Source organism: Jiangella sp. DSM 45060, from assembly GCF_900105175.1.
Lineage (GTDB): Bacteria > Actinomycetota > Actinomycetes > Jiangellales > Jiangellaceae > Jiangella.
On record NZ_LT629771.1, the window covers coordinates 3,578,984 to 3,591,264 of the forward strand.

The 12,281-nt window shown below is 73.9% G+C and carries 14 protein-coding genes; 11 read left to right on the top strand and 3 right to left on the bottom strand.

From position 1 onward, the window contains the following. Positions 1–36: 36 nt before the first annotated feature. The 3 genes from BLU82_RS16055 to BLU82_RS16065 are packed head-to-tail and all read left to right on the top strand — an operon-like array spanning position 37 to position 1,942. A complete protein-coding gene (locus BLU82_RS16055; RefSeq protein ID WP_092622185.1) occupies positions 37–741 on the top strand; it encodes an alpha/beta fold hydrolase in 705 nt (234 codons plus the stop codon). Continuing rightward, positions 738–1,277 (top strand): DinB family protein, encoded by a 540-nt coding sequence (locus BLU82_RS16060; RefSeq protein ID WP_092622186.1) that lies wholly within the window; start codon positions 738–740, stop codon positions 1,275–1,277. The genes BLU82_RS16055 and BLU82_RS16060 overlap by 4 nt, the downstream gene beginning before the upstream one ends. Before the next feature lie 2 nt (positions 1,278–1,279). Continuing rightward, on the top strand, positions 1,280–1,942 hold the full coding sequence (locus BLU82_RS16065) for a VOC family protein (RefSeq protein WP_092622187.1): 663 nt from the start codon (positions 1,280–1,282) through the stop codon (positions 1,940–1,942). A gap of 5 nt (positions 1,943–1,947) precedes the next feature. Here BLU82_RS16065 and BLU82_RS16070 read toward each other — a convergent pair whose 3' ends face one another. Both BLU82_RS16070 and BLU82_RS16075 read right to left on the bottom strand, forming a co-directional pair. Next, positions 1,948–3,621, bottom strand: a complete 1,674-nt coding sequence (locus BLU82_RS16070) for an alkaline phosphatase (protein WP_092622188.1) — start codon at positions 3,619–3,621, stop codon at positions 1,948–1,950. A 74-nt stretch (positions 3,622–3,695) separates the two neighbouring features. Continuing rightward, positions 3,696–4,919, bottom strand: coding sequence for a hypothetical protein (locus tag BLU82_RS16075; protein WP_092622189.1), 1,224 nt, complete (start codon positions 4,917–4,919; stop codon positions 3,696–3,698). A gap of 153 nt (positions 4,920–5,072) precedes the next feature. On the opposite strand from BLU82_RS16075, the gene BLU82_RS16080 reads away from it, so the two are divergent. From BLU82_RS16080 to BLU82_RS16110, 8 genes are all read left to right on the top strand, one after another. Next, positions 5,073–5,705: a M15 family metallopeptidase gene (locus BLU82_RS16080; protein WP_092625903.1), complete on the top strand. Its 633-nt coding sequence runs from the start codon at positions 5,073–5,075 to the stop codon at positions 5,703–5,705. Continuing rightward, positions 5,702–6,910 carry an alanine racemase gene (gene alr / locus BLU82_RS16085; RefSeq protein ID WP_092622190.1) on the top strand — a complete coding sequence of 403 codons (1,209 nt, stop codon included), beginning with the start codon at positions 5,702–5,704 and terminating at the stop codon, positions 6,908–6,910. The genes BLU82_RS16080 and alr overlap by 4 nt, the downstream gene beginning before the upstream one ends. Then, entirely contained in the window at positions 6,907–7,845 is a 939-nt protein-coding gene (locus BLU82_RS16090) for a D-alanine--D-alanine ligase family protein (RefSeq protein ID WP_092622191.1), read from the top strand. Before alr ends, BLU82_RS16090 begins: the two co-directional genes overlap by 4 nt. After that, positions 7,842–8,102: a hypothetical protein gene (locus tag BLU82_RS34200; RefSeq protein WP_157741038.1), complete on the top strand. Its 261-nt coding sequence runs from the start codon at positions 7,842–7,844 to the stop codon at positions 8,100–8,102. The genes BLU82_RS16090 and BLU82_RS34200 overlap by 4 nt, the downstream gene beginning before the upstream one ends. Continuing rightward, entirely contained in the window at positions 8,099–9,325 is a 1,227-nt protein-coding gene (locus BLU82_RS16095; protein WP_092622192.1) for a sensor histidine kinase, read from the top strand. The genes BLU82_RS34200 and BLU82_RS16095 overlap by 4 nt, the downstream gene beginning before the upstream one ends. Further along, positions 9,322–9,993 (top strand): response regulator transcription factor, encoded by a 672-nt coding sequence (locus BLU82_RS16100; RefSeq protein ID WP_092625905.1) that lies wholly within the window; start codon positions 9,322–9,324, stop codon positions 9,991–9,993. The genes BLU82_RS16095 and BLU82_RS16100 overlap by 4 nt, the downstream gene beginning before the upstream one ends. Positions 9,994–10,067: 74 nt before the next feature. After that, entirely contained in the window at positions 10,068–10,511 is a 444-nt protein-coding gene (locus BLU82_RS16105) for a hypothetical protein (protein ID WP_157741040.1), read from the top strand. Between the two features lie 79 nt (positions 10,512–10,590). Beyond that, positions 10,591–11,448 (top strand): hypothetical protein, encoded by an 858-nt coding sequence (locus BLU82_RS16110; RefSeq protein WP_157741042.1) that lies wholly within the window; start codon positions 10,591–10,593, stop codon positions 11,446–11,448. On the opposite strand, the gene BLU82_RS16115 is transcribed toward BLU82_RS16110, so the two are convergent. Further along, complete coding sequence (locus BLU82_RS16115; RefSeq protein WP_197682982.1) at positions 11,445–12,248, bottom strand: AraC family transcriptional regulator; 804 nt, start codon at positions 12,246–12,248, stop codon at positions 11,445–11,447. The two genes, BLU82_RS16110 and BLU82_RS16115, sit on opposite strands and share 4 nt — an antisense overlap. Between the last annotated feature and the right edge of the window lie 33 nt (positions 12,249–12,281).

Here is a 12,281-nt window from a genome sequence, read left to right on the forward strand (position 1 = left end):
ATCCGTAGTTCTGGATCATAACCCGAGAGGCGCACCATGCACATCGTCCTGATCCCGGGCCTCTGGCTCGACGGGTCGTCGTGGGACCGGGTGATCCCCGTCCTCGAGCGGGCCGGCCACACGACGCACGCACTCACGCTGCCCGGACTGGAGTCCCGCGACGCCGACCGGTCCGCCGTCACGCTGCAGGACCACATCGACGCGGTGGTGGCGGCGGTCGACGCGGTGCCGGAGGACGAGGGGAAGGTGCTGGTCGTCGGGCACTCGATGGGCTCGGCGCTGGCGTACCTGGCCGCCGACGCCCGGCCGGACCGCGTCGCCCGCACCGTCTACATCGGCGGCTTCCCGGCCCGCGACGGCGAGCCGCTCGGGAACTTCGCCGCCGAGAACGGGGAGATCCCGCTGCCCAGCTGGGAGGACATCGGCGAGGACGACCTCAAGGACCTCGACGACGCCGCCCGGGCCGACTTCCGCGCCCGCGCCATCCCATCGCCGCAGCGGTTCACCACCGACCCGGTCCGGCTCACCGACGAGCGCCGCTACGACGTCCCGGTCACCGTCATCTGCCCGGAGTTCTCCGCGGCCCAGTTGCGCGCCTGGATCGACGCCGGCGAGCCGTCCGTCCAGGAGTTCACCAGGCTGCGCGACGTCGAGTACGTCGACCTGCCGACCGGGCACTGGCCGCAGTTCAGCCGTCCCGACGAGCTCGGCCGGGCCATCGACGCGGCGGCGGCCAAGTGACCGACGTCGACGAGCACGGCCGCCCCGAGCCCCCGGTCGACGGTGACGAACTGCGCACGCTGACCGGCTTCCTCGACTACCAGCGCGCCACCCTGGCGTGGAAGTGCCGCGGCCTCGACGCCGCCGGGCTGAACGCCACCGCGGCCGCGTCGACGATGACGCTCGGCGGGCTGCTCAAGCACCTCGCCTACGTCGAGGACGACTGGTTCACGTTCTGGCTGTTCGGCCGCGAGCGCAGCGCGCCGTGGGCCACCGTCGACTGGGCCGCCGACGACGACTGGGACTGGCACTCCGCCGCCGACGACACGCCCGAGCAGTTGTTCGCGCTGTGGGAGGAATCGGTCCAGCGGTCCCGGGCGAACCTGGCCGAGGCGCTGGCCGACGGCGGGCTGAGCCGGCCCGCCGACCGCGCCTGGCGCGACGGCCGCGCGGCCAGCGTGCGCTGGATCCTGACGCACATGATCGAGGAGTACGCGCGGCACAACGGCCACGCCGACCTCATCCGCGAGTCCGTCGACGGCAGCACCGGGGAGTGACCATGCCCGAGCCGATCACCATTCGCGCCTTCCACGCCGACGACCGCACCCACGACTGGCGGGTCGTCGGCGACGGCGCCACCGCGGTCTTCCGCACCGGCTCGTTCGCGGCCGGCGCCCGGCTCGTCGCGGCCATCGCGGCCGCGGCCGGCGCCGGGCCGCACCGTCCCGACGTCGACCTGCGGCACGACACCGTCGCCGTCCGGCTGCTCACCGAGACGCCCGGCTACATGGGCATGACGACGGACGACGTCGAGCTGGCGGTCCGCATCTCCGAGCTGGCCCGCGACCAGGGCCTCGTCGCCGACCCGGCGCTGGTGCAGACCGTCCAGGTGACGATCGACGCGCTGGTCTGCGCGGACGTCATGCCGTTCTGGGCGGCCGTGCTCGGCTACGAGCGGCGCGCCGACAGCCCGGACGAGGACCTCGTCGACCCCCGCTGGCGCGGCCCGTCCATCTGGTTCCAGGACATGGACGCGCCCCGCCCGCAGCGCAACCGCTTCCACCTCGACATCTGGGTGCCGCCGGAGCTGGCCGAGGCGCGCGTCGCGGCGGCGCTCGCGGCCGGCGGCCGGATGATCCGCGACGCGGGGCCGACGTGGTGGACGCTGGCCGACGCCGAGGGCAACGAGGCCGACGTGACCTGCGCGACCGGGCGGGACTGACGGCGTCAGCGCTGCAGGTCGGCCGCCTCGTCCACGTCGTCGACGTCGTACACGGGGCCGGCGTCGCGGCGCGCCTGGGCTCGCAGTTGCGCCGTCCGCGGCTCCTCGTACTCGACGGTGACGCCGGGCCGGCCCGCCTCGACGAGGAACTCCGCCGCCGTCCGCACCGTGGCGCCGTCGGGCTGCCAGACGGTGTCGACCAGCCGCAGCGAGCTGAGCAGCCGCTCCGGCGTGACGTCGCAGACGACGTAGCCGCGCTGGTTGTCGAAGTACTTCCAGTGCGGGCTCTCCTCGGCGATCGGCCGGTACGTGTCCTGGAACGCGACGGGGTCGGAGTTGCCGCCGGACGAGATCGAAGTGCCGGTGATCTCGGCGCCGACGACCGGCGACGACGGGTCGTCGAAGTCGGGGTGCAGGTCGGCGACCCAGGTGCAGTGCCGGTCCCCCGTCAGCACGACCGGGTTGGTCACGGCGTCGCTGCCGAACAGCTCGAGCAGCCGGCGGCGCTGGACGCGGTAGCCGTCCCAGTTGTCGAGGTCGAACGTGTCGACCTCGCCGGCGGTGCGGTCGTTCTGCGCCCACATCACCTGGTTGGCCAGCAGGTTCCACCGCGTGCCGCCGTCGGTGAGCCCGTCGGTGAGCCAGCGCTCCTGCTCGTCGCCGGTCATCGTCAGCGGCGCCGTCTCGGCCTGCTCCAGCGTCGCCGGCTGGTCCGAGCGGTACTGCCGGGTGTCGACGACGTGCAGGTCGACGAGGTCGCCGAACCGCAGCCGCCGGTACAGCTGCAGGTCGAGGCCGCGCGGGCGGGAGCCGCGGCGTAGCGGCAGGTGCTCGTAGTACGCCTGGAACGCGGCCTGCCGGCGGGCCCGGAACGCCTCGGGCGTCTGGAGGTCGGGGTCCTGCGGGATCTCGTCGGCCCAGTTGTTGTCGACCTCGTGGTCGTCCCAGGTGACGATCCAGGGGAACGCGGCGTGGGCGGCCTGCAGGTTCGGGTCGGAGCGGTACTGGGCGTGCCGGTTGCGGTACTGGACGAGCGACAGCGGCTCGCCGCTGCCCTCGTGGGTGCGGACGGTGGTGGTGCGCGGCACGGATTCGTAGATGTAGTCGCCGAGGAACGCGACGAAGTCCACGTTCTCACCGGCCAAGTGGTGATAGGCGGTGAAGTAGCCGTCCTGCCAGTTCTGACAGCTGGCGAACGCGAACCGGACGGCGGCGACGGAGCCCGCGGGCGCCGTCCTCGTGCGGCCGACCGGCGAGACCTGACCGCCGGCGCGGAAGCGGTAGGCGTAGGTCGCGCCCGCGCGCAGGCCGTCGACCTCGGCGTGGACGCTGTGGCCGTGCTGCGGGAGCGCGACGGTGCGGCCGCGGCGGACGACGCGGGCGAACGTGTCGTCCTCGGCGACCTCCCATTCGACGGGGAACGGACGGTCCGGCATGCCGCCGCCGTTCAGCGGGTCCGGCGCGAGCCGCGTCCACAGGACGACGCCGCCGGGCAGCGGGTCGCCGGACGCGACGCCGAGCGAGAAGACGCCGTCCGGCAGCGCGCCACCGGTTCCGGGCGGCGCCGCCAGCGCGCCGTCGACGCGGATCAGGCTGGGGAAGGAGGCGGCCGCGACGCTCGCGCCGAGGCCGGTGACGAAGAGACGACGGGACAGGGGACGCTTCGGGGAGACATCCATGAGTTCACGCTTCCCGTGGGGGTTAACGGGGAGTATGACAGCAAGTGACGGTCCGCTGAACGTCCGCGGCGAGGTCAGCCGGGCGTCGCGTCGAGTCCGTCCAGCAGCGGCCCGGCCAACTCGTCGGCCAGGGCCTCGCTCCGCTCCTGCAGCTCGCCGCCGCTCGGCCGGATGTGCTCCACTCCGCGCAGGACCATCGCGACGTGCCACGGCGCGGTGGCGTCCGGTTCGCGAGCGCCGGCGAGGATCAGGACGGCCCGGGTCAGGCCGAGCACGAAAGCCGGATCCGGCACACGGCCGCAGATCAGCGTGACCAGGCCGTTCTTCGCCAACGTGACGATCAGCAGGTCGTTCTCGCCGAAGCGGCCGGCGTCGACGCCGTGGGTGAGCCGCACGGTGCCCCTGCGGGCCGACGAGCGGAGCGGGCCGAAACCGCGCCAATAGGCCGTCGCCCCCTGCGCCACGAGCAGCCGCTCGACCCGTTCCGCGAGCTCGGTGTGGTGCGGCAGCCGCGGCCGCCGACGCCATCGGACCGGACGAGCGATCAGGTACAGGTGGGCGTTGTTCCGACGGGCGTCGATCGGCACCGGGTCAGCCGCCACCAGTCCGACCACGTGGCCGGCCATTCGGTCGTCGTCCGGGTCGGCGGCGCCGTCGGCCCGGCGGCGGCGCACGACCTGCACGGCGAACAGGGCCGCCACGACCGGCGCCGCGAAGACGATGGGTGCAGGCCTCGGATAGGCCCGGACGGCGACGAACGCGACGATGCCGACCAGCACCAGCACCAGGCCCACGTCGACCCGTATGACGGGCACCAGCGCAGCCGCCGTCCACGACTGCAGTTCGAAGGCCGTGCGCACCGCGACGCCGGCGAGAAAAATGCTGAAGCCTCCTGCGATCAGAGCGAACGCGGCGTTCACGGGTACGGCGTACCGCGGGTGCGCCTCGGTCTCGATGACGTCGCCGGACGGCAACCGTAGCCGCAGCACGTCCGCGCCGGCCGAGACCGCCGTGACCCGCCGGCCGGCTATGAGCTCATCATCGTGGGCCTGCCGTCGGAGGGTGACCTCCAGGCGCGTGCCACTCGCGCGGCTCGGGTTCGAGGGTTCGATGACCAGCTGCCACGTTCTCAATCCGACCGCCCAATAGCCCACATCGGTACGGGAGTCGCCAACCTGCACCGTGTGCTCGGTCAAGCAGCCGTCGCCATCGCACAGCCGGGAGTCGGCGTCGACGGCCTTCGCAACGAAGATCGCACAGACGAGCAGCGCGAACAGAGCGCCGGTGAGCGCCGTCATGGGCCGACCGAGATTCCCCACGCGTCCCCCAGCTCGTCGCTCTGGCGCAGAGTATCGCCCAGCCCTCGGGGTCAGGGATCTCGTACCCGAGGACAGCGGTTCGGCACCACAGGTGGAGGCCCGGCACCGGCTCCGATTCCTAGCGTGCTGGTCATGACGATCCTGCTGTCCGACCCGCGCGTCTCCGCGATCCCCGTCGAGGACGAGGGCGAGCCGCTGGTGGAGCTCACCGCACCGTTCGGCCCGGCCCGGGCGCGGGTGCGGGTCTCGCTCGCCCAGCGGCTGCTCCTCGCCCGCGACCGCCTCCCCGACGGCATCGGGCTGCGGGTGGTCGAGGGGCATCGCAGCATCGCCGACCAGCGCGCGATCATCGCCCGGTACGCCGCCGAGGTGTCTGCGGCGCACCCCGGCATCGACCACGACCTCGCCGAGCTGGAACGTCTGACCAGCCGGTTCGTCTCCCCCGTCGCCGTCGCCCCGCACGTGGCAGGCGCGGCGGTCGACCTCACGCTGGTCGACCGCGACGGGCGCGAGCTGGACCTCGGCACGCCCATCGACGCCACGCCGGAGCAGAGCGACGGCGCCTGCTACTTCGCCGCGCGCGACATCTCCGCCAACGCCCGCGTCCACCGCGCCCTGCTGGCCGACGTCCTCGGGTCGGCCGGACTGGTCAACTACCCGACCGAGTGGTGGCACTGGAGCTACGGCGACCGCTACTGGGCCCTGACGACGGGCGCGCCGGCAGCGCTGTACGGCCCGATCGGCGCGCACCTGGTGGCCGCATGAGCGCCGCGACCATCGACGCGCGCCCGCGGACCGCCGTGACCAGCCGCCCCACGCTCACCGCCGACCTCGCCGCCGTCGCCGCCAACACGCGGACGATCGCCGCCCACGCGCCGGGGTCGGCGCTGATGGCGGTGGTCAAGGCGGACGGGTTCGGGCACGGCGCCGCGGACGTGGCCCGGACGGCGCTCGCCGCGGGCGCGACGCGGCTCGGCGTCACCAGCGTCGACGAGGCGCTGGCGCTGCGCGCGGCCGGCATCACCGCGCCGATCCTCAGCTGGCTGAACCCGGTCGACGCCGACTTCGCCGCCGCCGTCGCCGCCGGGATCGACCTCGCCGTCCCCGGCCGCGCGCACCTGGACGCCGTCACGGCCGCCGCGCCTGGCGCCCGCGTCCACCTCCACCTCGACACCGGCCTGGCCCGCGACGGCGCGCCGCCGGCCGAGTGGGCCCGGCTGTGCAGTGCGGCCCGGCTCGCCGAGCAGCGCGGCCTGATCCGGGTCGACGGCGTCATGGGCCACCTGGCCTGCGCGGACGTCCCCGCCGACGCGTCGAACGCGACCGGCCGCACCCGGTTCGCCTGGGGCGTGGAGGTCGCCCGCGCGACCGGCCTGCGCCCCGTCCACCGGCACCTCGCCGCGACCGCCGCGACCCTCACCGACCCGCGCACCCACCACACGCTGGTCCGCGTCGGGGCGGGCCTGTTCGGCATCGACCCGTCCGGGACGGTGCGCCTGCGGCCCGCGCTGACCCTGACCGCGCCGGTGGTGACCGTCCGCCGGGTCCGCGCCGGCACGCCGGTCGGCTATGGACACGCGTGGACGGCGCCGGTCGCGACGCACCTGGGGCTGCTGCCGCTGGGGTACGCCGACGGGCTGCCGCGGGCCGCGTCCGGTCGGGCCGAGGTATTGGTCCGCGGCCGGCGCCGCCGCGTCGTCGGCCGGTTCTCGATGGACCAGGTCGTCGTCGACCTCGGCGACGACGACGTCGCGCCCGGCGAGATCGCCACGGTCTTCGGGCCCGGCGACGACGGCGAGCCGACGGCCGCGGAGTGGGCCGGCTGGGCCGGGACGATCGAGCACGAGATCGTCACCGGCATCGGCCCGCGGGTCGCCCGTCAGTCCCTTCGCAATGAGTACCTCTACGCATCGATGCCTAGAGGTACTCATTACAAGGCGACCGCACCCACCCTCCGGAGCGTCCGATGAGGACGCGCGTGGCGGTGATCGGCGGCGGGCAGAACTGCGAGCACGACGTCTCGCTGGCCTCGGCGGCGGCCGTCGGCGGCGCGCTGGAGTCCGCCGGGTACGCCGTCGTCCGGCTCACGATCGGCCGGGACGGCGCCTGGCGCCAGGGCGACGGCTGCCCCGTGGACCTCGCCGACGCGATCCACATCCTGCGCACCTGTGACGTCGCCGTCCCGGTGCTGCACGGCCCGCGCGGCGAGGACGGCACGCTGGCCGGGCTGTGCGAGCTGGCCGGCGTCCCGTACGTCGGCTCCGGCGTGCTGGCCGGCGCACTGGCGATGGACAAGTGGGCGACGAAGCTGCTGGCCGAGGACGTCGGCATCGCCACCGCGCCCGCCACCCTGCTGAGCTCGTCGACGGCGCCCGGCCACCACTGGACCCACCCGGTGGTCGTCAAGCCGGTCGCGGCGGGCTCCAGCCAGGGGGTGTCGCTCGTCCGCGACGAGAGCGACCTGCCGGCCGCCCTGGACGCCGCGTTCGCGCTGGACCGCCGCGTCCTCGTCGAGGACGTCGTCGCCGGCCGCGAGATCGACCTCGCCGTGCTGGGCCGCCCGGACGGGACGCGCACCGTCGCGCCCGCGCTGGAGATCGTGGTGGACGGGCTGTTCGACTTCGCCACGAAGTACGGCGGAGAGGCGGACTTCCGCATCCCCGCCGAGCTGGCCGACACCGAGCGCAAGGAGCTGGAGGACGCCGCCGTCGCGATGTTCGACGCGCTCGGCTGCGCGGGTGTCGCCCGGGTGGACTTCTTCCTGACCGCGGACGGTCCGGTGCTCAACGAGGTCAACACGATGCCCGGCTTCACCGAGCAGTCGCAGGTGCCGAAGATGTTCGCCGCGGCCGGTGTGTCGTACGCCGAGCTGCTCGACCTGCTCGTCCGCGACGTCGTCGGATGAGCCGGCCGATCGCCGTCGTGGCCGTGCTGGGTGGACCCCTCCCGGCCCGGGTGGGGCCCACCCTACGGGCGGGCACCGACAACCTTCGCGCCAACGCCGGCCTGGGCACTCTCACCGGTCCAGACGCGCGCGGCGTGGTTCCATTACGGGGACACGCCCGCACCGACTCCGCCGGAGGACCCGCCATCGCCGCCCGCACCACCGTCTCGTCGCACGCCCGTCCCGCGGCGGCCCGGCGCCGGCCGGTGACGCCGTGACGACGGACTGGCGGGCGTGGGTCCCGGACCTCGCGGTCGCCGCGATCGTCGCCTTCCTCGGGCTGTACGAGGCGGCGACGGCCTGGGTGCTGCCGGGGAACCGGTTCGAGCTGGTGTTCGTCGCCATCGGCACCGCCGCCGCCGTCGGGCTGAGCCGCCGGCTGCCGGCCGCCGCGCTGGCGCTGGTGTGGGGGGTGTGCGGGCTGCAGCTGCTGGCCGGCATCGACCTCATGCTCGTGCAGGTGACGATCGCCGCGGTCGCGTTCGGGACGGCCCGCTGGGGCAGCACGGCGACGGTGTGGCTGAGCGCGCTGTCCATCCCGCTCGCCGGCATGATCGTCATCACCATCGTCAACTCGCGCGGCCTCGGCGGGCTGGCCGGCCTGGCCGGCAACGAGAGCGTCGTCGACACCGTCCGCGAGCTCAGCACGACGTGGCAGGTCACGGCCGCGCTCATCGGGGCGGCGGCGCTCGGCGCGCCGTGGCTGGCCGGGCTGGCGCTGCGCTTCGGCGACCGCGCCCGCCTGTCGCGGGCCTCGCAGGAGGCCGCCGAGGAGGACGCCGCGCGCGCCGTCAGCGAGACCGAGCAGGCCCGCGAGATCGCCCGGCTGCGCGAAGACCAGGCGCGGCTGGCCAACGACGTGCACGATGTGGTGGGGCACTCGCTGGCCGTCATCCTGGCGCAGGCCGAGTCCGCCCAGTACCTCGACGACACCGACCCGAAGGCGCTGAAGGAGACCATGGCGAAGATCGCGACGTCGGCGCGGACCTCGCTGCGCGACGTCCGGCAGGTGCTGGCCGACACCCAGCAGCCCGACGCCCCGCCGGCCGGCCTCGACACCCTGGTCGACGGCGTGCGCGCGAGCGGGCACGAGGTGGTGTCGACGGAGATCGGGACGCCGCGCCCGCTGCCGCCGGAGCTGGAGGTGGTCGCGTTCCGGGTGCTGCAGGAGATGCTGACCAACGCCATCAAGCACGGCCGCCGCGACACCCCCGTCCACGTCGAGCGGCACTGGGAGGGCGAGCTGCGCATCGAGGTCCGCAACGTCGTCGCGCCGTCGCCGTTCGCCGCGAACGGGTCCAGCGGCGGCGCCGGGCTCGACGGCATGCGCCGCCGTCTCGAGTCCGTCGGCGGCCGCCTCGACGTCCGCCGCCGCGACGAGGACGGCCGGTCGACGTTCACCGCCACGGCGTGGGTGCCCGTGCGGGCGGGCGGCGCATGACCGCTGACATCCAGGTGCTCCTGGTCGACGACCAGGAGCTGTTCCGCGAGGGCGTCCGCGTCATCGTCGACGCGCAGGACGGCATGACGGTGGTCGGCTCGGCCGGCGACGGGCTCGAGGCGGTCCGCCTGGTCGACGAGCTCTCCCCCGACGTCGTCCTCATGGACATCCGCATGCCCGACATGGACGGCGTCGAGGCGACCCGTCAGATCTTCCTGCCCGACCGCGTGGCGCGCCGCTCCACGCCGGTGCGCGTCGTCGTCCTGACCACGTTCAACCTGGACGACCGCGCGGCGACGGCCATCCGGTACGGCGCCAGCGGGTTCCTGCTCAAGGACACCACGCCGCTGCAGCTGCGCGACGCGATCCGGACGGTGTACGCGGGCAACGCGGTGCTGGCGCCGCAGGATCTCGCGACGCTGCTGGACGGCCAGTTCCGGTCCCGCACCGCCGTGCCGGCGGCATACCGGTCGCTGACGGACAAGGAGCGCGAGGTGTTCACGGCGGTGGCGCGCGGGCTGTCCAACACCGAGATCGCCGGCCTCGTCTTCGCCAGCGAGTCGACGGTGAAGACGCACGTCGGCGCGATCCTGCGCAAGCTCGCGCTGCGCGACCGCGTCCAGATCGTCGTCTTCGCGCACGAGCACGGCCTTCTCGACCAGCCGTAAGCGCCCCGCAAGCGCGCGGCAAGCGGCCCGGCGCACGGTCGTGTCGTTCTGTCATGACGACACGAGGAGGAGACGTGCGGACGACACGACGACTGACGACGATGGTGTTGTGCGCCCTGGCGGCCACGGTCGCCGGCACGGGGACGGCCGCCGCGGGGGCGGCCGGCTCCGACGCGGAGGCGGCGCGCACCTGGTACCCCCACACCGAGTCGTACGCCTCGGACGACGACAACGGCGGCCGCGACGTGTTCGCGTCGCTCAACACCGGAACCGGCCTGTTCTACGAGGTCGGCTTCTGGGCCTACGGCGAGGGCTTCTACGCCCGCGAGAACTCCACCGACGGCCACGGCCTGAAGGCGTACATCTCCGTCGAGGGCTTCGGCACCGCGACGTACACCATCGACACCGCGGCCGACGACTGGAACCTCAGCTTCCCCGAGGGGCGTGCGGTGTCGGTGCAGGTGTGCATCGACGGCACCAGCACCTGCTCCGGCTGGGCGCACGGCGGCCGCACCTGACCGAGCCGTCGCGGACCTGATGGATGGCCGCTAGAGTCTGCTCGTGGCAACCACACTTCGAACATCTGTGACACTGCGCGTGACGGCTCGTGCCGCCGCCGGTCTCGCCGTCCTCGCGGTGCTCACAGCGGGTTGCGCACGCGCCGGGGAGACGCCGTCCGGCGCCGCCGACGCACCTCGGCCGGCGGCCGAAACGGCGCCCGGCGACGCCGTCCCCTGGGACACCGTCGACGCGTTCCAGGCCGCCAGGCGCGGCAGCTACACCGAGACCATCGGCATCACCGGTGGCGGCATGGGCCCGATGACGCTCATGGAAGAGACGGTCCGCTTCGACCTCGACGCACCGTACATCGAGCGGACGGTCACCGTGCCCGAGGACATGAGCACGGACGGCTCCTCCGGCGACGAGCTCCGGTTCGTCTACACCGACACCGCCATGCTCATGTGGCACCCGAGCACCGTGGAGACCTGCGGCACCCACTGGATCGACATGACCGAAGCCCCGTACGACGAGATCATGGGCGCCGACCTCCAGCCCGGCGACCTGCTGGCCGTGAAACCGCTGGAGTTCCTCGCGGCCGCGACCGGGAAGCCGCGGCACCTCGAGACGACCTCGTCCGGCTCCACCTACGAGATCAGCGCGCCCGCCGACATGGGCTTCCCCGTCTCCAGCGCACTGCTCGGGAATCCCGGCGCCCAGGAAGCGATCACGGGCATGGACGCCGTGGCCGAAGTCGTCCTGACCGAGGCGGGCACCTCACTGACGATCAGCGTCGACCTCACCGAGGCTTTCCGGACCATCGCCCCGTCCGGCGAGGTGCCGGAGGACGTCGTCGTCCGCACCGCCTGGAACGTCACCCGGGACATCCCGTCGTTCGCCACGGACCTGCCCGCCGACGTCGCGGACATCAGCTGCATGGACGCCGGCACGGGCTAGCGCCGCCGGCCGCCGGGGGTGTGGCCGAACTCCTTACCGTAGGCGGCCACGAACGCCGACGGGCTGGCGTAGCCGACCCGGCGCGCCACCCGCGTGACCGGCTCGGTCTGCAGCAGCACCTGGGCGGCGCGCAGCCGGACCTGCGTCCGGTACCGCCGGTACGACGTGCCGAACTCGCGGCGGAAGTCGCGCTGCAGCGTCGTGACGCTGGTGTGCAGCCGCGCCGCCCACTCGTCCAGCCGGGTGTCGTCGCCGGGATCGTGCGCGAGCGCCCGGGCCACCGTCGCGGCGAGGCCGGCGCCGGTCACCGGGCGGCCGGGCAGTTCCGCCGCGGACCGGCCGAGCCCCGCCAGGATCCGCGCCCGCTCCTCCAGGGCGCGTCGCTCCTCGACCCCGGGCCGGGCGATCGCCCGCAGCAGCCGCCCCGCCTCCGCGTCGACGGAGACGGAGCCGGCGCGCAGGCCGGTCAGCGCGGGCGGCACCTCGCGCAGGCACACCCGGTAGACGAGGTCGCCGCCGGTGACGCGGACCTCGTGGCTGACCGCGCGGTGCGCCCAGAACGCCTCTCCCTCGCCGACGAAGCGCACGCTCACCCCGTGCCGTGCCGTGAGCACGCCGCCGGGCGCCCAGTACAGCTGGTGCAGGAAGTCCTGGCGCCGCTCACCGAAGTCCAGCACCCCGACCGACCGGTACTTCAGCAGGTAGATGCCGCCCGGGCTGCCGATGCCGTAGCCGTACTCCTCGCACCACAGCGGATCGCTCCCCCACCGCTCCGTCAGCGACACAACCCGACCTCTCATCGACAGTTCCCGCAGGCATAGTAAGGCTAGCCT

What these genes read in the sequence shown, in the direction of transcription:
- BLU82_RS16055 (WP_092622185.1), top strand. Translation starts at nt 37, where the DNA reads ATGCACATCGTCCTGATCCCGGGCCTCTGGCTCGACGGGTCGTCGTGG.
- BLU82_RS16065 (WP_092622187.1), top strand. Translation starts at nt 1,280, where the DNA reads ATGCCCGAGCCGATCACCATTCGCGCCTTCCACGCCGACGACCGCACC.
- BLU82_RS16070 (WP_092622188.1), bottom strand. Translation starts at nt 3,621, where the DNA reads ATGGATGTCTCCCCGAAGCGTCCCCTGTCCCGTCGTCTCTTCGTCACC.
- BLU82_RS16075 (WP_092622189.1), bottom strand. Translation starts at nt 4,919, where the DNA reads ATGACGGCGCTCACCGGCGCTCTGTTCGCGCTGCTCGTCTGTGCGATC.
- BLU82_RS16080 (WP_092625903.1), top strand. Translation starts at nt 5,073, where the DNA reads ATGACGATCCTGCTGTCCGACCCGCGCGTCTCCGCGATCCCCGTCGAG.
- alr (WP_092622190.1), top strand. Translation starts at nt 5,702, where the DNA reads ATGAGCGCCGCGACCATCGACGCGCGCCCGCGGACCGCCGTGACCAGC.
- BLU82_RS16090 (WP_092622191.1), top strand. Translation starts at nt 6,907, where the DNA reads ATGAGGACGCGCGTGGCGGTGATCGGCGGCGGGCAGAACTGCGAGCAC.
- BLU82_RS34200 (WP_157741038.1), top strand. Translation starts at nt 7,842, where the DNA reads ATGAGCCGGCCGATCGCCGTCGTGGCCGTGCTGGGTGGACCCCTCCCG.
- BLU82_RS16100 (WP_092625905.1), top strand. Translation starts at nt 9,322, where the DNA reads ATGACCGCTGACATCCAGGTGCTCCTGGTCGACGACCAGGAGCTGTTC.
- BLU82_RS16115 (WP_197682982.1), bottom strand. Translation starts at nt 12,248, where the DNA reads ATGAGAGGTCGGGTTGTGTCGCTGACGGAGCGGTGGGGGAGCGATCCG.